This window comes from Tolumonas auensis DSM 9187 (assembly GCF_000023065.1).
Lineage (GTDB): Bacteria > Pseudomonadota > Gammaproteobacteria > Enterobacterales > Aeromonadaceae > Tolumonas > Tolumonas auensis.
Window position 1 is genome coordinate 1,776,422 of record NC_012691.1, and the last position, 23,972, is coordinate 1,800,393.

Genomic DNA, 23,972 nt, shown 5'->3' on the forward strand with positions numbered 1-23,972 from the left:
TTCTAAAATTTGACCAACTTGGGAGTTGTAATAGTTCGCCTCAAAGAACGTTTCAAATTCGGAAAGGGGCAAAATAGTGCCAGATTCAGAATCTGGCACGTTGGTGGACATAAAAGTGTTATGTATTGTGCTAAGTTTGCTCATCATGGATTAGTTCATATATAGCAAAGCAGCTTAAATAAATCTCGAATCCTAGCTCTATGTCGTCATGCAATGTGCAACAATTAAATGATTTTAAAGCCGACAGCTTCCAATTGCTTTTTTTCGAGTGGTTTTAGTTTTTTCACTGCCCAAATAAGAAATTCTTTTGGCCGCGATGATGCGACATAAGCAAATCTTGCTGCTTCACTATCTGGGTCGTTAAGCCAACTTTTCCAGTGAGAATCCTTTCCAGCTCGATCAGATGATACAACTATGGTGATATCATGAGTTTCCCCCTTCGCCCCATGAATAGTTGATTTTCTGTACGATAGTGATGGGGTTTTAGCTGTTCCCAATGAAGAAGCAACTTCGAACTTGGCTGAACCAGACGGAGACGCTAAGTTTACTGCTTCCAGTGATGCCAATACACTTACAATACCTTCAGGGCAAAAACACTGCTTTGGGAGAGATCGAATTAACAATTTTGCAGTTGTTGTCCAATTTGACCACGTAATATCCATCTTTTGTAGATTATTTCTAATCAAATAATTTAACGAGTCGCTCAAAAATTTACGCCACAAAAGATTTGAGTCGATTGATTGAGGACAATTGAAGCTACTTGGTTTGTAACTTTCTTTAAGGTGGTAGCGGAGAAACTCTGAGAAATATTGCAAAGACTGATTGAGAAACTCCATATCTTTGGGGTCGTATAGTTTGACAGCGAGAGCTAGCTTCTGAATGTTGTTTGGTTGATCAACAGAGGTCTGAAATTTTCGAAGGATAGAGTGACCTCTCGACACAACAACATTATTGTGAAAGCCATTGCACAGTTCCTTAAAAATATCTGTTAGTTCCGTCGGACAACTATTGTATTGAACGATTATGCACCTTGGTTTTAGCCAAGATACATCTCCAACAATACCAACACGTCCTGTTAGTTTGGCACAAAGATTGACAATATTCTGGCAACTTCTAAAGTTTCTAGTTAACTGTAATTTGTTGAAATAATTGTCATTTACGAATTTTTTCACTTTAGCTGGTTCAACGTCACGAAAACCATAGATAGCTTGATGTAGATCACCAACAAAATGAAGCTTGGTTCCTTTATCTGCAAGTATTTGCAGAATAGTTAATTGTTCTTCTGAGAGGTCTTGGCATTCATCGATGATGATTAGAGGATAGCGCTTTACAAGTAAATTAACAAAATGCTGGTATTTGTCTTGAGATAGGGCATCTACAGCCAAAGTTTCAATATCTCGGTAGGTAGCAAATCCCCCTTTCAGCATTTTGTTTTTAGTCTCAACAAGGTGCTGATATTCCCAATCTTTTAGAACCGTGGAATTAAATACTCTATCTAGTTCTGGTTCTCCCGTATCAAAAACAACAGATCCATTTATTAGGTTAAACGAGTAATGGTGGGCATGAACCTGTCCCCGCCTTGCAAAACTATATTTAGTTCTGTAGCCCAAGTTTGCGCTGGGTTCAACGATACGTATAGATGCATCACTATTTTCCCCTAGATACCCTGTTAGCTCTATAGATAACGGAGATACTATATTTTTGTAGATGAAACTATCAAATGTGCCTAAAAAATGAGGAAATATGCCCCTGCCATATGGGATGTATTTGGATACCCTTATTGTTAATTCATCTGTTGCACTGTTAGCAAAAGAGAGTGCGGCCAGCCCACCAGGATTATTCTTCCAAGAGCCAATTTCTTTAGCTACTTTAGCAGCAACTACTTCTGTTTTTCCGCTTCCAGGGCAAGCTTCTAAGAAAGTGTGTTCTTCGATACTTGAATTCACATAATCAAGCTGTTCATTGGTAAACTCTGGGGCCATCATTCTTCCTTTACCATATCTAATAATGATGCCCACAAAATTGCATGTTTAATATATTTAGGAACAGAAAAATTAAATCCATTACTCTGGATTTTATCGGTCAAAACTTGGGCAAACAGCCCTTTCCCAATTTTGTCATCATCAATTTTTTTGAGGATTTTGTGAGCAGCCTCAGCAACCTCAAGTGGTTCTTTTTTCGTCCAGTCTTCCTTGGACATTGCTGTAAATTCTACGATTACTGGACTTTCCATTTTGGTCGGTTTAGGCCATAGAGAAGCAATTATTTCGGACATTAACGCAGCATTGTTACCTTCCATTGCTAAATCATATTCTAATGTCTTGTACTTACTAACATAAAGTCGCGCATTAGCCGATTTATTAATAGAATCAACGAGTTCAATGGCATGGTTCGTACCTTTTCCCATATTGCCGTCGTAAGGAATTAAGTCTTCTATGATTTCTCTTGTCTCACCTTCCTTGTCTGAGTCAGGTACTTGTCTAGTTACTTTTTTGGGCGGGTCTAGATCTGTAAGCCCCGCGCACCTTATCGGAAGATTTTCAGTTATAGTTTTTCCTTCAGAATCATCTGCACTTTCGATATCGCAATATAATTGCATAAAGTGCTTAAAGTAGATTCCATTGAGATTAATTACTGAGATACCAAGGTCTTCAAGGCTCTTTCCCCCTTCTTTCTGATCTTCCAGAACTATTTTTGCCAAAATCGGAATGAGCATTTGCTCTGCAATTCCCTCAACAAGAATTACTCCACTTGCAAATAGTAAATTTGACTTTGTTACATCTAGCCAACGATTGATAAACTTACTGCTGTCCGGAGTTAAGCCACAAGTACGTAGAGGTGTTGCGACAGGAACTGGTGATTTAGATAAATGGATGATGGCTTCAATTTCAACCGAGGAAGCTAATACAGTCGAGTGAGTAGTCACAACGACCTGAACATTTTTATTCTCTTCAGCTACTTTCTTTAGGTGGTTCAACAATCTAATTTGCAACTGTGGATGTAAATGCGCTTCAGGTTCTTCGATAAGCAGTAACTTAAAGAGAGGTTGATCTTCATATTCATCTTCATCATCTAATGTGAGTTCGGCTAGAATTGAAGCAATGTATAGAAGGTTGTTATAGCCCAAACTATTTTGACTAAGCTCTCGGAACGAAACTACTCCCTCAACAGATAAGTCAGGAAAGAACATCAAAGTCAGGCTTTCCGCTATTTTGGTAAAATCACTTTCAGCAAATTGAATACTGGTTTGTTGCCCAAAGTGATGTCCAATTGCTTTAGTCAAGTTTTCTGTGATGAGCTTATTTGCATCTTTGATGCTTAGTTTGTCATCGGCGGCAAGGGATTCGTTAAATTCTTTAACGCTTTCTTCAAGAGGATGTAATTCGCCTTTTATTCTACATTGTTTAAGTTTTTTACGATTCAAAGCTTTCAGGAGTTTAGATAGTCTGGACTGACGACCATTCGATAACTTTGATTCAGCATCTCTCAGTGGCGGCAAATAGATACATTGGATTAGATCTAGTAATTCAGGGTCAAACTGGGAACTCTTGGATTTCCCCCCCCAAATGACTCGTTTAAACTGTCCCCGGATTTCTCTATTTTCAGCTTGTATGTTTAACAGAGCCGTATTGGAAGCTCCAACCCACGGGAGCAAAGCTACTTTATCCATCACATCCAGTCCATCGAACTCAGCGCCAATAGAGAATGAAGTAGCAGCTAATCCACCTGCGATGAATGGGCTATAAAAATCATCGCTAGTGATGCTGTATCGACCTGATTCGGAGTCATGAAATAGTTGTCGAATTGCACTTATGATCGCAGTTTTACCAGCACCATTTTCACCGACTATCACATTTAGCCCATTGGTTAGTTGGACATTAAAGTCTTTGTCAAAGCACCGAAAACCTTGAATTTTTAGGTTACTTAAGTACATATCAAACCCTATCTAAACGGATTGATACATTCTAACAGTCTGATATGGTTTTCATAACCCATTTGGATACATGTTTAAGTGTTTTCGCTAGGCAATATTTTGCGTTTCACACATATTTTGACGGATAAATGCATTAGCTGTATTTAGTCAATGGATGCTAAAGGGAATGTGTAAGATTGTTGATGCTAACGCAGAATGGGGCAGGAACGCGTTAGTTCTGAACTAACGCGCCGATGGACAAAAATGGGTTAGTGTATAACCACTAACTGCACTCAAGTAATAAAGTGTCATACTGCCATGGCTCGTTATGGCACTCTGATTTGGTATGATACTTTAATCGAAGCCTACAACTGACGCTTTATTGTTCAACGCAGCCCTAAATTGTGTATTAAAGTAGCGAATTTTACCTTATTGGATGGTCGATATTTTTGTATATGGTAATTATGCTGAGGAGTTAGGCTCTTGAGTTCTCGCTGCTTATGTTGGCGCAATAGGCATCACCATTCAACATTAGCTCGCGGTTTTCTGAGTCCTAGGGAATAATCAAGTTCCTCGGTACGTTCCACCCAAATACCTGTGCGCATGCCAGCCGCATAACGCATATTAGCCGTTCGCCAGTCGCCCGAGGTGACATACCAAATCCTATCTTTTTCTACGATGATCCAATTAATGCCCACCTCAATAACATCTAAAATTACAAGAGATTGCAGATCAGATGGTTTGGCGCCGTTCATGGTGATGTAGTTAATAATTTCTTCCATCGAAAGTTTTTTATGGGCATGCGCATTATCAAACGCGGGTGTATCTGCACGAAATCGTCTATTCGATTCTGAAAATTGACGTCGCTGAGCCTCTTTGAGACGAGCTTCTTCCCATCGTTGTTGATCTCGAACTTCAGTATTTAACGCCTCCTGAGCGAGATAAGCTGCAAGTCGTGCATCTTCATCTTGTTTCTTAAGCCACTCATTTTCTGTTAGATGTTTAGTCTCATTAACCAGCTTCTCAAGATCTGCTATATGAACACTGGATGATTCAAAGGAAACTAATTGTTTAAACCGAACATCATCATAAATAAAATCAGACAAGCGAGAACGAATAGAGTGCAATTTATCTTTAGTTCGAAGTACGGGTTCCATGGCCACCAAATCAATCACAACGACATCCGCAGTATTTGATACTAAAAGCAGTTCAGGTATTGGGCGTCCTTCATAGACAAAATAAATAACCAAATTTCTATTTTGAGTTAGCCCATCGACTACCACACCATTGAAATTACACTCTACGCGAATGTCCTGTGGGGACAATGAAATCACCTTGGCGGGAATGGTGATAGTGTAAGCAGGGATAGAGAGTAATTCTTGTTTGCCATTGGCAGGCGAAACAGGAGATGGCCACGTTTGTGGTTCGCTGGTCAGATGATATTCAGGAATTACAAAATCTCGCTTCAATTCAGAAAGCAACTGTTTGCACATGGCCCGAATTGATACAACAAAAGAATAGTTACATTCCGTTTTTGTCTCCTCGTAAGAGTTTCGCGTTTTATGAGCAAAATGATCTATGCGGTCAATGCATTCGCGACCAACTAACGGAGTCTGACAGCCAGGGCAAATGCAACCGCATTTGAGCCCACGTGGGACTTCATCAACCTCGACAAGCCGCCCTGTAGCAACATGAAACGCAAATGGGATCAGCGACTCGGCCATGATGTTTCTCCGGTGAAGAGACAGTTTTTCTATCAACAGTATCACGAATGCAGGCTTATATCACGATTCGAGGTCTTGATTTCAGCCTAGCAGGGAAAGGAACATTTTCGTGTTAGAAATGGAAGTGTACTGAGCCTATGCTGCCATTTTAGTATGAGACTTTTACAGCAACATATCTGGCATATTTTCTGCTAGAAAAAAGCTGGTCATGATTTTCGCAATGATCTGTTCTTCTTATTGTAAATATAACGATAGTATTGCCATCAATTGAAAAAAAGAGAGATACACTCGTTGTCTGCGCCCTTTTGTAGATAGCCTCCGATTCACCAGAGCTATCTGCAATGCACCCGTATGCCGGTATGCCTGTTTGATATAGTCAAATTCTCCCGTATATCCCTGCTCAAACACCAAGTCCCCTAATGGGCTTTGCTTTAATGCTTTGTACCATTCCTGTATTTTTTCGTTGGCTGTCTTTTCAGGATCAAGATACAGCGTTAGCCGTAAATGATTAGCTTTAAGACCCAGCTGATGGAGAAACTCTAAAAAATACTGCGTCTTTTTTATGCCCGGAGAACGGACAATGAAACCTTTTCCGGGTACGACATAAGCCAAGTTATAACAGGCTTTCTGAATAACATCCCAGGTGAGATCTTTCTGATCCAGCTTGTTCTGTACCCGTTCCAATAAGAATCGCAATATTCTTAAAGAACTTGATTGTCTTTGCTCCTTCTCATCCTGAGCGACAAATTCCTGCTTTTCTCGCATCAACTGTGCTAGCCATGGTGCAAGGTTTGGTATCAGCGGCAACTTCCTCCCCCTGCCAGAACATGCATTCTGAATAGTTTCTGCCGCACTAAGTAACCGACGAATATCATCAGGATGCATGCCTTCATTTTCTGCAATTTGCTCAGGGGTAAGTTTGTGGCATGCCATTAAAATACTGGCCCAACCTAGTAAATTTCGCTTCGACACATCGTGATCGGTTTTTGCTTTAATTACAAAATCATGCAGCAGTGGTGAAGATGGTGACAGATCTTTTCCATAAGGAATGGGCGCTAGCATATTTTCCTGTCGTTTCGTTTCAAATGACAGACGTAAAGCCAGATTATCAGCACAGTCCCGTCTGAGTTGAACCTTAGTTCTACCCAAAGTTTGAGTCAGATGTTTGTCTTTAATCGTTTCCCGAGCTTTCAGCAGCAAGTATGCCGCCAGATCTTTTAGGTGTAGGTAACTCGCAATTGTCGTGATGGGATTATTATGTCCAAGCAAATGACAAAGCACGAACATGCTTTTGCGACTGACAGGTTTAAGCCCTAGCCGGGTATGTAGTCTTTCAACTTGCTCCGCTGAAAAAAGTGGATGTTCAAACAGAGTTAATTGTTGTCGTGCTGCGGGTAGCAAGCTTGGATTAAGTCGGAACCATTGCCAGTTCGCAAAACTGTGCCGAAGATGATGAATCCGCAAGCGCTGATCACCAGTCACATGATGCAAAAGATCAGTAATAAGGTGAAATGCCTCTTCACTACTTTTACTGTCCTCAAATAAAGTGCCTGTTGCTCTTAATGATTGACTTCTCCGGTACGCAACTTTATCGCGTAAAATCGCCAGAAAATTATCAGGCCAGAGCACATCTAACGGCAATATTCGTCGGGCGGCAGTAGATTTCAGCCCTCGCCTAACGCTGGGTCGGACATACAGATCGACGGGTCCGTTTGTTTCAACCGCGAACGTAAAATCTGCCAGTTGTAAAAACGCGGCTTCATTTCGTCGTAATCCACTAAAAAAACATAGACCAAGCAGCAGAATAGCATCTCGGCAAACAGTACCCTCCTGTTTCATCAGATAGCTCATAATGAGTTCTATATGATGGGGAGATACCAGATTGGCATCCACTTCCCCATGTGCGACAGCAACCTCAAGTTCATTGACTGCCAGATCGGGTACCAATTCGGAATCCCGTAGGTAAGAAGCCAGGTAGATCACAAAACCCTTACGATGTGCAGAGCTGATGTTCTGGCCTAATTCATTTAAAAGGTCGATCCAATTATCCGGTTCAAGTTCATCGATCCGGTACTGGCAAAAAAGAGATAAAAATGCAGGTCCTATACTTAGGACATAGTCGATGATAGTGCCGGGTTTCAAGCTGGCTTTGACTTGTCCCCCATCCGTTAACAAAGATTTGATCCAGGCCATCAGTAACCAGAGATACGGGGAATAAGTATCCTGATTATCGATTAGCCATTCTGTAAACATCCTTATCAATTCTTTCTTACTGACGGCTAAACGTCCCGTTTTGTGCCGATCATCATCGGGTTTCAGCAGATCCAGCATTCGTCGCAATTCAGCTTCCTGAAGATCAACCGGCGTATAACGCTCTCTTAATGTTTGACGTTTCCAGCTACGTTTTTCGCGAACCGTCATTACTCGACTTACATCGCTTCGTTCGCTGTCGTTTTGGACTTTTTTGTCTGTAAGTATTCTCAGGAATGCGGTCCGGGACAGTGACTGACTTTTAAAAAAATTTGTGATGTAGCTGTAATGAATAGGACTGATACGCAAAGATAGATCGGTTTTGCGCAGCAACTTCAGGGTTGCCACACTGACAGATGGATATTGCCAATCATCAATACTCCGCAGATAGGCGGAAATATAATAAGAAACTGTTTTTCGTGAATTAAGCGGATATATATCTTTCACTGATAGCCAGTGAAGCCACCAGATGGCCCCAGGTTCGGACAACACATAACGACAGTGGATATCAGGCTCATTCAGTTCAATACAAACGACCCCATTGATATATTCCAGTCGCGGTGCAGCATGAATCAACTGTAACGCCAGCGGCAAGCTTTCAACGTGTTCCTTAAAAAACAGATGTAATATTAATCGTCCAACGATCTCTTCTGGTCTTTGCAGTACTGTTGGTCGATATTGTTCTCTGTCCAATATTGCCAGCAATTTTGCAGCTGCATTGATCCGGACCATGGCGTCCGGTCTGATCAAAGGTTTATCCCGGTGTAACTTAATGATGGCCGGTATTTTCGCTGAACCAATCTGATACTTATTCAATGCATGAAGTAAAATGATCTCCAGAATCATTAGTTCCAGAGACTGAATATCGACATCAGTGCGAAATTTATGGATCACTCGTCGCAGATATTCTGATTCAAACCTATCTAATGTTTTATTAAGCTCGTGTAAATGAGCCATGCATTTAACAACATACACAACCTCTTCTCTCACAAACTTAACTAGTGGGTGCTGACGAAGCTGATCCTCACAATGATCGGCCATAGTCTCTATGAACTCAGTCCTTAGTAAGTAAAGGTAAGCTCTGACGGTAAGCTTTTCCATCCCACCTCCTTGAGCATCTCATCAAGTACCACGCCCAGTTGCATACTAACTTCGACATGGTTAAACGCAGAGTAATAGGCTAATGGCGCCTGTCCCGTCATCCAGTGACCCATTTGCCAGTCGATCCACTCCGGATCCACCTTTCGTTTTATCAATTCTGATTTAAGCCAGTGACGACCTGCATTAGCAGGAAGTTGCAGGTCAACCGGCTGTTCATTGATCAAATCTCGTGGTGCTATGTTGATGGGATACCATTGATCGTTTCGTTGTCGAAATAAAAACAGCGGGCCAAGTACCGTCCGTGAATTTTTTACCGTTTTATACCAATCTGCGGCTTCCGTTGGATGCTGCATCAATAACAGCTCATCCTGTCGTAGCTGACGATCAATCGTCTGTGCTAATTCAGGTAAGCGATAACGGATTAATTCTGCAAGGTGCCGTAAATGGTCTTCATAATAATGAAGTTGCTCTGAGAGCAGTGGTGATACACAAACTAGTCTGGCATGAGTAAAATCTGCATCGTCTTTATCACTGATCGCCAGCAGGCCATAAGTTTTAAGATGTAACGATAAAGCTGGTAACGGATTATGTACGGCACGATATCCGGTCGCGAACATCAACAAAAAAGCGGTATAAAGTACATAACTATTGTGATACTGGATCACCGCCTCATACGGACAGTTCTTGGGAGGTTTGTGTTTATCCAGCCGGTTCATCAATGCAGATCGTAACTGTCTGCAGGTATCATTGGACGGCGTGAAAATCGAACCAACCGATTGATTGTAGATCCAGGCTCTGGGCTCAAAAAACAGAGGTAATGCTACTTTCGGATCAGCCAACTTAATATCCTGACTAATCGCCTGCCACATCCGTAACAATGCATCCTGACGAACATCGTCATCAAGACACGCATAACTGCGTGCAACCCGCGTTTGTGTCAGTGCAAGCCGATAGCTGAAATCGAGTACGACGGGATCAATACAACCTGATGCAAAGCAATACCGCTGCATGAAGTTAATTAATTTCTCTGCATTGACCCGACCGCCTTCGATTACCTTATCTGAATATGACTTTAAGCGCTGCTGTAACATCTCAGCGGTAATAGACTTATTCAATAACGGTTTTAGGCCTCCGGTATAACCGACCCGGATCAATGGCAGTAAAAAATCCGGGCAAGGCGTATAAATAAATTCCTGAGTCTGGATTAGACCTTTAGATGCATCATCAAGGTGAGGTTTAGCAGAATACACCACCGGGAAACACCACCATCCGAGTCCTTGTTCATCAAGATAAAGTCCTGATGTTAACTCATTCAAATCATCGAAAACGGACAGATCCAACAAGTCGTTAAACGTTTTCCCAAGTAATAACATTGCCCAACAAATCAAAGCCACTTCAAGACAAGCAGGATCGGAACGCTGTACTAATTTTTGTAGATATCGGACAAATCGAGCTAGTTCGGATCCTTTCAATAGCTCGGTATTTTGCAGTACCACATTCTGACCTCGCCGCACTTTGGCCGTGACATCAATGGTTTTACGTCGCTGTAAACGCGGATCGAAGACTCGTGCCGGATTAGTAGTTTCCCGCTTATCCCTCATCTGTTCGCAACTACATTCTTCCTGAACAAAGTTTTGTAATGGATACATGTCGTCTGGTTCGAGACCATCAGACTTCATTTGTTCCGCTAACGCTGGCAGCAGCTCTTGTAACTCATTATCATTGCCCTGTACCGGCGAACGCAGCGTTTTGTTGTATCGCCTTGCGACTCTCCGGTTAAAACGGCTAACCCTATTTTGCAGCCCTCCGGGAGTCCAATCCTCTAATAAAAAATGGTACACGCTGTGTAAATAATTCACATTTTTTTGTTCAATATTTGAATCGGTGCTTTTGCAAAAAACCACAATCTTCCTGGCCAATAATTCCGTGTCAGCCAGCCAACCGGGCTCGATTTGTTGAACAAATTTTGCCATATCGCCATTTTTACGATCAAACAGTAACCGGGTTGCACTACACACTTCTTGTTCACGTGTTTTACTAGGGGTGCTGAGATCATCATCTTGCAACAGCGTTAACCGGGAGTAATACAGCTCAATAAACAATAACTGTAGCAGCTGAGAATTTTTGTCTTTTGAATAGTTAATTGCACTAAATAGCCAAGCATAGAAGGGATTATCTTTACACCAGCCGTTACGCATATGCTTGTTATAAACAGTTTCGGAAATTATTTTGTTATCAGATGTAAACTCGTAGCGCAAAGCCGGGAAAAACCAGTCAGGAAACTTAAACTCTTTCTGTAGCCGATATTTAAGCGTTGCATCCTGAGAGTATTTGTCCAGATTATTCAGCACGATCATAATTCCGCGAGCATCCAGCGGAGCCTGGATACGATCAAGCCAATCACTCAAAAATTCATCTATTTCGTAACGCTCAGTATCAGGTTGATACCGTTTTGTATAATTGAAAAAATACTCAGTAAGGATTTTCAGGGTCGTATCATCATTCATTAGTTTTCCCTCTCAGCGCAAAGGGAATGAATGTCTTAGAACTGATCCCTAACCAATCACACAATTCCTGCTTGGTTTTAATAGACGGAAATATTTGCTGCCAATGTTCATGCTGAAATAATGATTCATGAACGGGGCAATCAAACCAAGCATATAAATGATCGGCTAATTGAGACGAAGATCCGAGAAAACATTGCTTTAACAGATTTCGTGTTAGCTCGTTGAGGAGTAACAATTCTCTGATTTCGCGAGTCGGCGGCTTATCCAGTATGAATACCGGAACTGCCGTTAACATTTTCTCTGATGAGATGTGTTGCAGAATACGGTGATATGTAAAAATCCCGGAAAGCACCTTTATACGTTCATCACCATTTCTCTTATATCCGATGATGGGTTGTTGAATTGCATCCAGCAAGATCAATCCATAATCTTGCTTTGAATCAAGAAGTGGTAACCCCTTCAGACTGGCGACATAAGATGATCGATCCAGTAATTTTCGGCACACGTCGTCAAGCTCTAAGAGCTCAACATCTGTATTCACAAATTGTCCTTTTGAAAGCAAATTTTGAGCAAACGCGGAGAGACCCATACAGCTCCCAAATAAGCACGTACTAGAGAAAAAAGGAAATCTAGAATTTGTGCCTATTCTTTGCTAATTAACTGAACTGATTGCAATAAGCACTATCAAAGAATGCGATCAGGTTCAAATTTAAATTCATAGGGCATTGTTTTATATAAATTTAAGAGGAATGGATATGTTGATGCAGCGGTGGAAACCATTCTGAGTATACTGAAATTTTCTATAAAATTTTTAGTTCGAGACTTTCCAGATTGTAAATGGTTGGAATAAGCCCTGAACCTGTCAAAGGATAACAGGGCTATTATGTACATTACGCTTTCGGCGTTAACATGCCATGCGTCACAATGAAGTCGATGATGGTATCAACCCCCTGACCGGCTTTCAGATTGGCGAATGTCCACGGTTTTTCCGGGCGCATGCGGTTGGTGTCTGATTCCATGACATCTAAACGAGCGCCGACATACGGGGCCAAATCGATTTTATTGATCACTAATAAATCGGACTTGGTAATGCCCGGCCCGCCTTTGCGTGGAATTTTCTCCCCTTCCGCCACATCAATCACATAGATGGTCATATCGGCGAGTTCGGGGCTGAATGTGGCACTCAGATTGTCGCCACCACTCTCAACGAAAACCACATCAAGATTACCAAATTTTTCACTTAACGCTTCGACAGCAGCCAGATTCATTGATGCATCTTCGCGGATCGCGGTGTGTGGGCAGCCACCGGTTTCCACACCGACAATACGCTCTGCGGCTAACGCACCGGCTTCGGTTAAAATTCGCTGATCTTCTTTGGTGTAGATATCGTTGGTGACCACAGCGATCTCGAAATGATTACGCATCTTTTTACATAATACTTCCAACAACGCAGTCTTGCCAGATCCAACAGGGCCGCCAACGCCAACTCGTAATGGGGATGATGTTTGAGTCATAAGAGTGTCCTTTCCAATCTGGTTATGAGCGGAATAACCGCGTGTATTGTATTTCGTGGCACGCGCTGGCGATGGCGAGGCAGGTTAAACTGCCGCCGATCTCATCGTCTTCCACAGCGCAAGCCCGTTTGTATTTTTCCGGCAGTTGTGCGGATAACTTTCGAAGCAATGTCTGACCCGCTTGCTGACCGATGGGCACTAATTTAATGGCGGCCATCACTGCGCCTTCCAGCAGTGCAAACCCCCAGCCAAGAGCAAGTTGCTCGACACTGAGATTATTTTTAGCACCAAACCACGCCATGCCGGCCAGTTGCGAGCGTTTCAGATGAACGGCCATATCAAAGCTACCGGGAATACCCCAATCTTTGATCACGCGGTAAAACGCATCACCGCGCTGTCCCTCTTCCAACCGGAATTCTTCGCTCTCGCGACTCGCTACCAGCAGGTCGATTGCTCCCACAAAAGCAGTGAGATCGTCTTGCTGGGCGGCAGAGTAAAGGCGGTTGAGAAGCGGCCAGTCGAGATAGACCAGCCCTTCATCCATCTGATCAGTCAGCCATTGTTCAAATTCAGCAGCATTTTTGACCCAGCCAGCTTCTACTGCCCACTCCAACCCTTGCGAGTAAGTAAATCCGCCCACGGGCAAATTCGGGCTCATCAGTTGAAACAGTTGTAACCAACTGACCGGCGAGGTCTGATCCAGCGCTGAAAACGTCATTTATTAACCCACCAACAGAGCTGACGCAGACGCAAACACCGCTGCCGTCCAGCCTTTTTTCAACCATGCAATGTGGTTCGCTTTGCTGCCAACCGCATAACCCACCGCCAGCAGCACCAGCGATGAAGCCACTACACCTACAGTAAACAACGCCACTTGCCCAACAGGTGCTTCAACGCCATGCGCCCAACCATGGAACAGCGCAAAGCAAGGCATCATCCAGCTCAACACTGACAAGCGATTTGATGCAAACATCAACGCACCAGCAAACCAGATTGATGCGAGAACCAACGGTTCAACCAGATTATTACCACCCAGCAATACGCCTGCGCCAGTGCCTACAACCATTGCCAGTAGTGTCAGTAATGGCAGTGACAAGCGACGGCCAGTCAATGCCGCCAGAAAACCACTTGTCAGCAACATCATCAAGTGGTCAAGACCGGTCAGTGGGTGCAGAACACCCGACGAAAATCCGTGCTCCATGTGCCCTGTGTGAGCAAAGGCAGGAGTAGCGAGTAACATCAGAACGATTGCGGTGGTCATGCGTGATTTGTTCATCGTTAATTCCTTTTATTTATGATCTATTTGCTTATGAGGTTTTCAAAAATCCATGCATCGGGACGGCGGTCGCCGCACTGTCTGCATGAGAGTGGGTATGTGAATGATCATGGCTGTGCCCATGGTCGTGATCATGATGGTGGTGATGTCCTGCACCTGCTTGTGACTGGTAAGCGCCTGCTTCCGGTTCAAATGGGGCAAGCTCAACCACGACCGAGCCGCCTAAACCAACCACCATTTCATCAAGCACATAGTCGTGCTGATAACGGGCAAAACCGGCCTCAATTTGCAGCGGCACATGGCGATTACCGAGGTGATAGCAAATGCGGCTCAGCAGTAACAGGTCGTCACAGCGAACGGTGGAGACCTGCTCTTCAGCGGCTTTTACCATCACCACAACAGCGCCAGCATCGTCGGTCAGACACTCGCCGCCACGTAATAGCTGACCGCGCGTCAGGAATAAACCGGCTGCATCGCCGTTATCTAAGGTAACTTTCAGGCGGCTTTTGATACGCAGATCGATGGGCAGTGTCAGGGTTGTAAATAGCGTTTTTCCTGCTGACTCTTCTGTCGTCAAACGTTGTGTTAATCGAATCATGTTGTGTTCTCAAAATAAGAAGTAACGTTGCGCCATCGGCAACACGGCTGCAGGTTCACAAGTGAGTAACTCACCATTGGCGCGCACCTGATAGGTCTGGCTATCGACTTCAATCAACGGTTGCCAGTCGTTATGGATCATGTGTGCTTTTTTCACCGAACGGCAGTTTTTCACCTCCCCAATCAGGCTGTTTAACCCCAATTGCGCCGGAAGACCGGAGCGAATGGCCAAGCCAGAAAGGAACGTCATACGTGTTGAATGCATGGCGCGACCGAGCGCACCGAACATCGGGCGGAAATGCACCGGTTGTGGCGTTGGAATAGACGCATTAGCATCGCCCATTGGTGCTGCGGCAATCATGCCGCCTTTCAAAATCATGGACGGTTTGACGCCAAAAAATGCCGGACGCCACAACACCAAGTCAGCCAATTTGCCCGGTTCGATCGAACCGACTTCATGGCTAATGCCGTGTGCTAATGCTGGGTTAATGGTGTATTTGGCGATATAACGTTTGATACGCGTATTGTCATGTCGTGCTGGGTCGCTACCGAGGCTGCCGCGTTGCACTTTCATTTTGTGCGCTGTCTGCCATGTGCGCGTGATCACCTCGCCGACACGCCCCATCGCTTGCGAGTCTGATGAAATCATCGAGAATGCGCCGAGGTCATGCAGAATATCTTCCGCCGCGATGGTTTCCCGGCGAATACGTGATTCCGCAAACGCGACATCTTCAGGAATGGCAGGATCGAGATGGTGACAGACCATCAGCATATCGAGATGTTCATCGACGGTATTCACGGTGTAAGGACGCGTTGGGTTTGTGGACGACGGCAGCACATTCGCCAGCCCACAGGCTCTGATGATGTCCGGTGCATGCCCACCGCCCGCTCCTTCGGTGTGATAGGTGTGAATGGTGCGATCACCAATCGCTGCCAGTGTATCTTCGACAAAGCCGCTTTCGTTCAGGGTGTCGGTGTGAATAGCAACTTGGGTGTCGGTCTCTTCCGCCACATTCAGGCAGTTATTTATCGACGCGGGTGTTGAACCCCAATCTTCATGCAGTTTCAGGCCTATCGCACCGGCGGCGACCTGCTCATGCAATGCATCGGGCAAGCTGGCATTACCTTTACCGAGGAAACCCAGATTCATCGGCAGGCTTTCCGCCGCTTCCAACATGCGCGCCATATACCAAGGGCCTGGCGTGCAAGTCGTCGCATTTGTGCCCGTTGCAGGGCCAGTGCCCCCACCCAACATGGTGGTCACGCCAGAGCAGAGCGCTTCGTCGATTTGTTGCGGGCAGATGAAATGAATATGGCTGTCGATGCCACCCGCTGTGACAATCGAGCCTTCGCCTGCAATCACTTCGGTGCCAGGACCAATCACTAACGTCACGCCCGGTTGCACATCAGGGTTACCGGCTTTGCCAATGCCCGCGATACGGCCATTTTTAACCCCGATATCGGCTTTGACGATGCCCCAGTGGTCGATGATCAGCGCATTAGTGATCACCAAATCAAGGCAATCACGGCTCAGTGCCTGCCCCTGACCTTGACCATCGCGGATGACTTTCCCGCCACCGAACTTCACTTCATCGCCATAAATGGTGAAATCTTTTTCCACCTCCAGCCATAACTCGGTGTCAGCCAATCGCACCCTATCGCCCGTGGTTGGACCGAACATATCGGCATAGGCTTGTCTTGAAATAATACTCATGCCTGTGCTCCCTGTTCGTGCTGTGCACCCTGATCACTTTGCGCAATTTCATCTAACGGGCCCATAACATCGCCGCGAAAGCCATAGACATGGCGGCGACCAGCGTATGCCACCAACGTGACCGTGCGGGTCTGGCCCGGTTCGAAACGCACCGCAGTGCCAGCTGGAATATCAAGGCGAAACCCGCGTGTAGCGGCACGATCAAACTGCAAGGCAGGGTTGGTTTCAAAGAAGTGATAATGCGAGCCGATCTGGATCGGGCGATCGCCAGTGTTGGCAACAGCCACTTGTAACGTCGCGCGGCCTTCGTTTAGTAACAGGTCGCCATCGGCAACCTGAATTTCTCCGGGGATCATAGTCGCTCCTTAAATAATTGGCTGATGAACGGTGACAAGCTTGGTGCCGTCAGGGAATGTCGCCTCGATCTGCACATCAGGGATCATCTCTGGTATGCCATCCATCACCTCATCACGAGTCAGAATCGTGCGACCGTAATTCATCAGCTCGGCGACCGTCCTGCCATCACGAGCCCCTTCCAAAATCGCGGCACTGATCAGCGCAATCGCTTCAGGGTGATTGAGTTTTAAACCACGCGCTTTGCGTCGCTCGGCCACGAGTGCGGCGGTAAACAACAGTAACTTGTCCTTTTCGCGAGGGGTCAGATCCATCTTGTTCTCCTTGTAAACCGTAATCAGGTATTCCAGATCCGCGGACGACATGCCGGGCACCCAATCACCGTAGGGCGCAATGCTTGCCAAATCGTCTGCATCAATTTTTGTAAGGGTTCGTTGTGTGCACCCAGCAAACGCACAATCAATAAATCGTTGAGTAAGGTCACACCAGCCGGTGCCGTGTAGCCTTGCAGTAATTCGCGTACCAGTTCCCGTTCTGTTTCAGAACAAGGCGATGCGATGAGGGTCGCGACCAGCGGATAGCCCGCTAAACCTGCCCGACGATCGAGATCAGCGGCATCAAGCACCCGCAACGATTCGTTCAGGCATAACCGCTGGTTACGATAGACGCGCCAACGGCTACGTAACTGCCCTTCCAAAAAGCGCTCTTCATTGACGGGGCGCCCAAGTGAAATGCACTCCCATGCAATCAACCGCGAATCACTTTCCAGATGGAAGGTGCTCTGCAGTTGTAAATTGGCACCGGGAAACAGAATGTTATCTTGCGGTAACCACTCCAGAGCAGCGCCTGCCGCCAGTTGGAAGGTTTGTGTTACCTTCGATTGTGGCCCCGCGCTGCGATAAAACTTGGTCGCACCGGGAGTGGTTAGTAGCGCATGTGCATCTTGATCAACACGAATTTGCACATCTAACTCATCACCACCCACCACGCCACCCGGTGGGTGCAGCAGATAGAGATGGCAAGGCATGCCTTCGGGGTAAAATGGCCGTTGCACGGTCAGCGGGCCGTACTGACGCCGATCGGCCAGCACGGTCTGATTGCCGCGACGCGAAAACCCCAGTGACAGGTGCGCTTGCCAGCCAGTTTGCATGGTTGCTATCGCTACCGGTTGCATCGTCATACCGTCAGATATTCCTTGATCAGACCTTCGTTAAGATCAGCCATCAGGCCATCAGCAACACGACGACCGCGATCGAGCAGGCAGAAGCGATCGCCAACTTTGCGCGCAAACGGCAGTTTCTGTTCCACCAGCAACACAGTTAGGCCGATATCACGATTTAATTTGCGGATGATGTCGCCAATTTCACTGACGATATTCGGCTGAATGCCTTCGGTCGGCTCATCTAAAATCAGTAATTTCGGATCAAGCACCAGCGCACGACCAATCGCGAGCTGTTGCTGCTGTCCACCGGATAAGTCACCACCACGGCGCTGCTTCATCTCTTTCAGCACAGGAAACAGTTCATACACCTGATCGGGGATCTGGCGCTTGCCATCCCGACGGGCGGGTAAGCCGATCTTGAGATTCTCTTCCACTGTCAGCAGCGGGAAAATCTGCCGCCCTTGCGGCACATAGCCGATGCCAATTTCCGCACGACGCTCGACCGAAAACTTGCTGATATCTTGACCATCAAATTCAATCTGACCACTTTTAATCGGCAACTGCCCCATCAACACATTCAACAGCGTGGTTTTACCAACCCCATTACGCCCCATCAGACAGAGGCATTCGCCTTGGGCGATCTCGATATCCAGATCCCACAGCGTGTGTGATTGGCCGTAAAACTGATTAATGCCGGATAACTTCAACATGCTGATTCCCCCAGATAGACCTCGATCACTTTCGGATCAGCCTGCACCTGACTCATGGTGCCTTCTGCCAGCACAGAGCCTTGATGTAATACGGTTACTTTATTGGCGATGGAGCGAACAAAATCCATATCGTGCTCCACCACCACTACCGAGTGTTTTCCCGCCAGTTGTTTCAGCAGTTCAGCGGTGCGTTCCATCTCCTGATGCGTCATTCCCGCAACCGGCTCATCGACCAGCAGCAACTCAGGGCGCTGCATCAGCAACATGCCAATTTCCAGCCATTGCTTTTGACCGTGCGACAACACACCCGCTTGGCGATGACGCTCAGAAACCAGACCAATCAGCAGCAGCGTTGCTTCAAGATGGTCGCGATCTTCGCCAGACAGCTTGCTGACAAAGGTCTGCCAGACGCCTTTATTCCCAGCCATGGCCAGTTCAAGGTTCTCTTCCACCGTCAGCGGTTCAAACACAGTTGGCTTTTGGAATTTACGACCGATACCGGCTTCAGCAATTGCCGGTTCATCGAGTGCCAACAAGTTGATGTTCTGACCAAACCACGCCGATCCTGTGTCGGGGCGTGTTTTGCCGGTGATCACATCCATCATCGTGCTTTTACCTGCCCCGTTCGGGCCGATAATGCAGCGCAGCTCACCTTTATTGATGTAAAGGTTGAGGTTGTTCAACGCTTTAAAACCATCAAAGCTGACGTTGATATCTTCCAGATAGAGGATCACACCATGGCGTAAATCGAGTTTCGCTGGCGCTGGTGGCGCCATCCGTTCACGCCAGTAGGTCGGTGTTAAGATCGTTTTGGTTTGTGCATACATGTTCATCACACCGCCTCCTTGCGATTGAATAGACCGGTTACGCCTTTTGGCAGGAACAGCGTGACCAGCACGAACAGTGCGCCCAGTGCATAGAGCCACTCATCAGGCAGAATGCCGGTAAACACAGACTTGGCGTAGTTCACCAAAATCGCACCGACCACTGCGCCATAGAGCGTCGCCCGGCCACCGACAGCCACCCAGATCACCAGTTCAATTGAGTTCAGCGGAGAAAATTCGCCCGGATTGATAATGCCGACTTGTGGCACATACAGCGCACCCGCAACGCCAGCCAACATGGCCGAGAACACGAAGATCGCGAGTTTGAAATACTCCACCCGATATCCCATAAAGCGGGTACGCATCTCTGCATCGCGAATCGCCACTGCAACTCGCCCCAGCTTTGAGCCAACAATCACGCGGCACACCAGATAAGCCAGACAGAGCACGACCGCAGTAATGAGGAATAACGCAGCACGCGTTGCATCATCGGTCAGGCTAAAACCGATGATGTCTTTGAAGTCGGTTAAACCGTTATTACCGCCAAAACCCATTTCGTTGCGGAAGAACGCCAGCAGCAATGCGTAGGTCATTGCTTGCGTCATGATCGAGAGATAAACACCGGTCACACGCGAGCGGAACGCCAGCCAGCCGAACACAAACGCAAGCAAGCCCGGCACCAGCACCACCATCAGCATGGCGAACCAGAAATGGTTCATGCCATACCAGAACCATGGCAGCTCATGCCAGTTCAGGAACACCATAAAGTCAGGCAAAACCGGATCGCCATACACACCGCGGGTGCCGATCTGACGCATCAGATACATACCCATCGCGTAGCCGCCGAGCGCAAAAAAAGCGCCATGACCGAGACTTAAAATGCCGAGATAACCCCAGACCAAATCAAGTGCCACGGCAAGCAGGGCATAGCAAAGATATTTACCTAACAAAGTGACCGTGTTGGAACCGACATACAGCGCGCTGTCATGCGGTAACAACAGGTTCGATAACACCACCAACACCGAGCCAATCAGAATGGCACTGAGCAGACTCAAGCCAGCTTTATCTTTTAATACAGAGTTAAATAGCATGTTCTTAGCCCTCAACCGCACGGCCACGTTGCGGAAACAGTCCGCGTGGGCGTTTCTGAATAAACAGAATGATCGCAACCAGAATCAGGATTTTTGCCAGCACAGCTCCGGCATACGGTTCGAGCAGTTTGTTGGCGATCCCCAGTGACAACCCCGCCACCAGCGTGCCCCATAAATTGCCCACGCCACCAAACACCACCACCATGAAGGAGTCGATGATGTAACCCTGCCCTAAGTTCGGGCCAACATTAGTGAGCTGAGACAAGGCCACACCGGCGATTCCGGCAATCCCCGATCCCAGACCAAAAGTTCTGGCATTCACCCAGTCAGAGCGAACCCCCATGTTGCGGGCCATGGCTCGGTTTTGCGAAACCGCGCGTACTTCCAAGCCGAGACGACTGCGTTTCAGCAACCACATCAGGCCAGCGAAAACCAACAGGCTAAACAGAATGATGAACATGCGGTTCAGCGTCAGCGACAGGAAGTCGTTCCACACCCATGTGCCACTCATCCACGATGGCATCACCACGCTTTGGTTCAGCGGAGAGAAAATCGAACGCACCGCTTGCTGTAACAGCAGGCTGATGCCAAAGGTTGCTAACAGTGTTTCCAGCGGACGACCATATAAGAAACGAATAACACTGCGTTCAATGACAATCCCGACCAGACCAGACACGCAAAATGCCGCAGGAATAGAGAGCAACAATGCAATACCCGGTTCATTCGGTAACAGTTTTTGCATCACAAAGGTAGTGTAGGCACCCAGCATCATCATCTCGCCGTGGGCCATATTGATGACACCCATCACACCAAAGGTGATGGCCAGACCGATGCCAGCTAACACTAAAATAGAGCCGAGGCTGATACCGAAATAGAGGGTTTCGATGCCACTATAAAATGACTGACTGCGTTCGAGCTTTTTCACCGCCGCCGCCGCAGCAACTTTCACTTTGGCATCAGCATCATTCTGTGCCACTGATTTTAACTGCCCCACTACCTCAGGGTTATGCACTTCACTCAGTGCTTCTACTGCGCTCAGTCGCACAGCAGCATCGCTATCTAGTAATTTGCTGAATGAGATAACCATGTCATAGGCAGCCAGTACCTTGGCATCGGTCTCTTTTTGTTGATGAGCAATCAGCGCAGCACGATCGGAATCAGCCACTTTCCCCAACATAGATTTTACTGCGCTAAGGCGTTTATCTGCATTCGGATCATTTAAGGCCAGTTGGGCTGATAATTCAGCAATTTGGCGGCGCAAGGCATTGTTCATCGCCACCCGTTTGAAATCAGAACTGTCACCGGCAACTGCTTGTTTGTCGGTTAAATTAACAAATGTTTCGCCCTGACGAATGACCATCAGTTCGTCACTTTTACGGAAAAACAGCTCACCGTTATCCAACGCAGTAAAAAGATCGGCTGCATAAGGTTCACCGCTGGCAGCAATTGTCGTGATGGCCTCTTTCTTGGCGGTAAAATCACGACCACTCAGTGCTTTTAATGCCTCATCGGTGGTCATCGCCTGCGCCATGACACTCCAGAGACCCATCATCAGGGTTAAACCAACCACGATGATTCGACTGCATCCTGCCTGTATTAATCGCATCATGCTTTCCTTGTCCCAGAGAAAATGAACTTTCTCTCTTTAATTCCGAAGGTGTTAAAAATTCAGGGCGGAATATCTCCCGCCCTGTCAGTCACGGAATTAACCGCCGCATTTACCTGTTTTCACGTTGAAGTTGCCGCAAGAGAGCGGTTTACGCCAATCAGAGATCAGGTCTTTTGAGCCTGGAAGGAAATCAGACCATTCGTCACCAACTACAGTACCTTTGGTTTCAGAAACTACTTCGAACTGGCCGTCGTCTTGAATTTCGCCGATCAGCACAGGTTTAGTGATGTGGTGGTTTGGCATCATCGCCGCATAACCGCCAGTCAGGTTCGGTACAGAGACACCAATCAGTGCATCTTGTACTTTCGCCGGGTCAGTAGTGCCCGCTTTTTCAACCGCTTTCACCCACATGTTGAAACCGATGTAAGTCGCTTCCATTGGGTCGTTGGTTACACGCTCTTTTTTACCGGTAAATTTGTGCCATTTTTCGATGAAATCTTTGTTGGCTGGAGTGTCTACGCTTTCAAAGTAGTTCCATGCAGCCAGATGGCCGACCAATGGTTTGGTGTCGATACCTGACAGCTCTTCTTCACCAACAGAGAACGCCACAACTGGGATGTCTTGTGCAGAGACGCCTTGGTTGCCTAACTCTTTATAGAAAGGCACGTTCGCATCGCCGTTGATAGTAGAAACCACAGCAGTTTTCTTGCCCGCAGAACCGAATTTCTTCACATCAGCCACGATAGACTGCCAATCTGAGTGACCGAACGGGGTGTAGTTCACCATGATGTCAGCCGCTTTCACGCCTTTGGCTTTCAGGTAGGCTTCCAGAATTTTGTTGGTGGTACGTGGATAAACATAGTCAGTACCCAGCAATGCCCAACGCTGCACGCCTTGATCCATCAGATAATCAACGGCTGGGATCGCCTGCTGGTTTGGTGCAGCACCGGTGTAGAATACGTTTTTGGATGACTCTTCCCCTTCATACTGCACAGGGTAGAACAGCACGCTGTTCAGCTCTTCCACTACTGGCAGCACTGATTTACGGGAAACGGAAGTCCAGCAGCCGAAAATGGCAGAGACTTTGTCTTTTTGAACCAACTCACGCGCTTTTTCAGCGAACAGCGGCCAGTTTGACGCAGGGTCAACCACCACAGGCTCCAGTTTTTTGCCCAGCAAGCCGCCTTTCTTGTTCTGCTCATCAATCAGCATAAGCATGGTGTCTTTCAGTGTGGTTTCACTGATCGCCATGGTGCCAGACAGCGAGTGCAAGACACCCACTTTGATGGTGTCATCTGCAGCAAACGCGTGACCACCGAATAAAGACGCAGCCAGAATAGAACTTGCGAGTAGTTTCCTTTTCATGCGTATTCTTCCTTAAATTAGTTTCTCAGTAATAAACAAACCCTGTTCAGGTATCTGTTCACTTGAAGTTTCAAGACATCACCCATTGAATAAGCTGTTTTAGTATTGAGAAAAAAAGGCGGGCTGAACATGCGTAGATCGGGCAGAGAACTACGTCAAATGACGCATAGTTGAATGGTTGATAATTCGATACACTGATGTGGGAGGATATCTTTCCTCACTTGATCGCAAGGAGTGCAATCAAGGACTACTTATCATGGA

General features: G+C 46.5%; 19 protein-coding genes. All 19 read right to left on the bottom strand.

Translation table 11 applies throughout. The features are described from left to right. Positions 1–224: 224 nt before the first annotated feature. Positions 225–1,982 carry a UvrD-helicase domain-containing protein gene (locus tag TOLA_RS08195; protein ID WP_015878691.1) on the bottom strand — a complete coding sequence of 586 codons (1,758 nt, stop codon included), beginning with the start codon at positions 1,980–1,982 and terminating at the stop codon, positions 225–227. After that, positions 1,982–3,934, bottom strand: coding sequence for an ATP-dependent nuclease (locus TOLA_RS08200; RefSeq protein ID WP_015878692.1), 1,953 nt, complete (start codon positions 3,932–3,934; stop codon positions 1,982–1,984). Before TOLA_RS08200 ends, TOLA_RS08195 begins: the two co-directional genes overlap by 1 nt. A 497-nt stretch (positions 3,935–4,431) precedes the next feature. Continuing rightward, positions 4,432–5,637, bottom strand: coding sequence for a hypothetical protein (locus tag TOLA_RS08205; protein WP_015878693.1), 1,206 nt, complete (start codon positions 5,635–5,637; stop codon positions 4,432–4,434). A gap of 234 nt (positions 5,638–5,871) precedes the next feature. Then, on the bottom strand, positions 5,872–8,988 hold the full coding sequence (locus TOLA_RS08210; protein WP_041609499.1) for a site-specific integrase: 3,117 nt from the start codon (positions 8,986–8,988) through the stop codon (positions 5,872–5,874). Continuing rightward, positions 8,949–11,495, bottom strand: coding sequence for a hypothetical protein (locus TOLA_RS08215; RefSeq protein WP_015878695.1), 2,547 nt, complete (start codon positions 11,493–11,495; stop codon positions 8,949–8,951). The genes TOLA_RS08210 and TOLA_RS08215 overlap by 40 nt, the downstream gene beginning before the upstream one ends. After that, positions 11,488–12,084: a hypothetical protein gene (locus tag TOLA_RS08220; protein WP_015878696.1), complete on the bottom strand. Its 597-nt coding sequence runs from the start codon at positions 12,082–12,084 to the stop codon at positions 11,488–11,490. The genes TOLA_RS08215 and TOLA_RS08220 overlap by 8 nt, the downstream gene beginning before the upstream one ends. Positions 12,085–12,385: 301 nt before the next feature. Then, positions 12,386–13,009, bottom strand: a complete 624-nt coding sequence (ureG, locus tag TOLA_RS08225; protein ID WP_015878697.1) for an urease accessory protein UreG — start codon at positions 13,007–13,009, stop codon at positions 12,386–12,388. A gap of 22 nt (positions 13,010–13,031) precedes the next feature. Further along, positions 13,032–13,727, bottom strand: coding sequence for an urease accessory protein UreF (locus tag TOLA_RS08230; protein ID WP_015878698.1), 696 nt, complete (start codon positions 13,725–13,727; stop codon positions 13,032–13,034). A gap of 3 nt (positions 13,728–13,730) precedes the next feature. Beyond that, positions 13,731–14,285 (bottom strand): HupE/UreJ family protein, encoded by a 555-nt coding sequence (locus TOLA_RS08235; RefSeq protein ID WP_015878699.1) that lies wholly within the window; start codon positions 14,283–14,285, stop codon positions 13,731–13,733. A 31-nt stretch (positions 14,286–14,316) separates the two neighbouring features. Beyond that, the gene (gene ureE, locus TOLA_RS08240) at positions 14,317–14,883 is read right to left on the bottom strand and encodes an urease accessory protein UreE (RefSeq protein WP_015878700.1); all 567 of its coding nucleotides are present in this window, start codon (positions 14,881–14,883) and stop codon (positions 14,317–14,319) included. A gap of 9 nt (positions 14,884–14,892) precedes the next feature. Continuing rightward, positions 14,893–16,596 carry an urease subunit alpha gene (gene ureC / locus TOLA_RS08245; protein ID WP_015878701.1) on the bottom strand — a complete coding sequence of 568 codons (1,704 nt, stop codon included), beginning with the start codon at positions 16,594–16,596 and terminating at the stop codon, positions 14,893–14,895. Continuing rightward, positions 16,593–16,952: an urease subunit beta gene (locus TOLA_RS08250; protein WP_015878702.1), complete on the bottom strand. Its 360-nt coding sequence runs from the start codon at positions 16,950–16,952 to the stop codon at positions 16,593–16,595. The genes ureC and TOLA_RS08250 overlap by 4 nt, the downstream gene beginning before the upstream one ends. Positions 16,953–16,961: 9 nt before the next feature. Next, positions 16,962–17,264 (bottom strand): urease subunit gamma, encoded by a 303-nt coding sequence (locus TOLA_RS08255; protein ID WP_015878703.1) that lies wholly within the window; start codon positions 17,262–17,264, stop codon positions 16,962–16,964. Between the two features lie 23 nt (positions 17,265–17,287). Beyond that, on the bottom strand, positions 17,288–18,130 hold the full coding sequence (locus TOLA_RS08260) for an urease accessory protein UreD (protein ID WP_015878704.1): 843 nt from the start codon (positions 18,128–18,130) through the stop codon (positions 17,288–17,290). Further along, entirely contained in the window at positions 18,127–18,822 is a 696-nt protein-coding gene (gene urtE, locus TOLA_RS08265) for an urea ABC transporter ATP-binding subunit UrtE (protein ID WP_015878705.1), read from the bottom strand. Before urtE ends, TOLA_RS08260 begins: the two co-directional genes overlap by 4 nt. Then, the gene (gene urtD, locus TOLA_RS08270; RefSeq protein WP_015878706.1) at positions 18,816–19,655 is read right to left on the bottom strand and encodes an urea ABC transporter ATP-binding protein UrtD; all 840 of its coding nucleotides are present in this window, start codon (positions 19,653–19,655) and stop codon (positions 18,816–18,818) included. The genes urtE and urtD overlap by 7 nt, the downstream gene beginning before the upstream one ends. After that, entirely contained in the window at positions 19,655–20,737 is a 1,083-nt protein-coding gene (gene urtC, locus TOLA_RS08275) for an urea ABC transporter permease subunit UrtC (protein WP_015878707.1), read from the bottom strand. The genes urtD and urtC overlap by 1 nt, the downstream gene beginning before the upstream one ends. 4 nt (positions 20,738–20,741) lie before the next feature. Then, the gene (gene urtB, locus TOLA_RS08280) at positions 20,742–22,346 is read right to left on the bottom strand and encodes an urea ABC transporter permease subunit UrtB (RefSeq protein WP_148210435.1); all 1,605 of its coding nucleotides are present in this window, start codon (positions 22,344–22,346) and stop codon (positions 20,742–20,744) included. Between the two features lie 96 nt (positions 22,347–22,442). Next, complete coding sequence (gene urtA, locus TOLA_RS08285; protein ID WP_015878709.1) at positions 22,443–23,711, bottom strand: urea ABC transporter substrate-binding protein; 1,269 nt, start codon at positions 23,709–23,711, stop codon at positions 22,443–22,445. Between the last annotated feature and the right edge of the window lie 261 nt (positions 23,712–23,972).

Excerpts from the sequence above, each read along its gene's own strand:
- TOLA_RS08250 (WP_015878702.1), bottom strand. The coding sequence starts at position 16,952 with ATGATCCCCGGAGAAATTCAGGTTGCCGATGGCGACCTGTTACTAAAC.
- ureC (WP_015878701.1), bottom strand. The coding sequence starts at position 16,596 with ATGAGTATTATTTCAAGACAAGCCTATGCCGATATGTTCGGTCCAACC.
- urtD (WP_015878706.1), bottom strand. The coding sequence starts at position 19,655 with ATGAACATGTATGCACAAACCAAAACGATCTTAACACCGACCTACTGG.
- TOLA_RS08215 (WP_015878695.1), bottom strand. The coding sequence starts at position 11,495 with ATGAATGATGATACGACCCTGAAAATCCTTACTGAGTATTTTTTCAAT.
- ureE (WP_015878700.1), bottom strand. The coding sequence starts at position 14,883 with ATGATTCGATTAACACAACGTTTGACGACAGAAGAGTCAGCAGGAAAA.
- TOLA_RS08260 (WP_015878704.1), bottom strand. The coding sequence starts at position 18,130 with ATGACGATGCAACCGGTAGCGATAGCAACCATGCAAACTGGCTGGCAA.
- TOLA_RS08235 (WP_015878699.1), bottom strand. The coding sequence starts at position 14,285 with ATGAACAAATCACGCATGACCACCGCAATCGTTCTGATGTTACTCGCT.
- urtC (WP_015878707.1), bottom strand. The coding sequence starts at position 20,737 with ATGCTATTTAACTCTGTATTAAAAGATAAAGCTGGCTTGAGTCTGCTC.
- ureG (WP_015878697.1), bottom strand. The coding sequence starts at position 13,009 with ATGACTCAAACATCATCCCCATTACGAGTTGGCGTTGGCGGCCCTGTT.
- TOLA_RS08205 (WP_015878693.1), bottom strand. The coding sequence starts at position 5,637 with ATGGCCGAGTCGCTGATCCCATTTGCGTTTCATGTTGCTACAGGGCGG.
- TOLA_RS08255 (WP_015878703.1), bottom strand. The coding sequence starts at position 17,264 with ATGGATCTGACCCCTCGCGAAAAGGACAAGTTACTGTTGTTTACCGCC.
- urtA (WP_015878709.1), bottom strand. The coding sequence starts at position 23,711 with ATGAAAAGGAAACTACTCGCAAGTTCTATTCTGGCTGCGTCTTTATTC.
- TOLA_RS08200 (WP_015878692.1), bottom strand. The coding sequence starts at position 3,934 with ATGTACTTAAGTAACCTAAAAATTCAAGGTTTTCGGTGCTTTGACAAA.
- TOLA_RS08195 (WP_015878691.1), bottom strand. The coding sequence starts at position 1,982 with ATGGCCCCAGAGTTTACCAATGAACAGCTTGATTATGTGAATTCAAGT.
- urtE (WP_015878705.1), bottom strand. The coding sequence starts at position 18,822 with ATGTTGAAGTTATCCGGCATTAATCAGTTTTACGGCCAATCACACACG.
- TOLA_RS08230 (WP_015878698.1), bottom strand. The coding sequence starts at position 13,727 with ATGACGTTTTCAGCGCTGGATCAGACCTCGCCGGTCAGTTGGTTACAA.
- TOLA_RS08210 (WP_041609499.1), bottom strand. The coding sequence starts at position 8,988 with ATGGAAAAGCTTACCGTCAGAGCTTACCTTTACTTACTAAGGACTGAG.
- TOLA_RS08220 (WP_015878696.1), bottom strand. The coding sequence starts at position 12,084 with ATGGGTCTCTCCGCGTTTGCTCAAAATTTGCTTTCAAAAGGACAATTT.
- urtB (WP_148210435.1), bottom strand. The coding sequence starts at position 22,346 with ATGATGCGATTAATACAGGCAGGATGCAGTCGAATCATCGTGGTTGGT.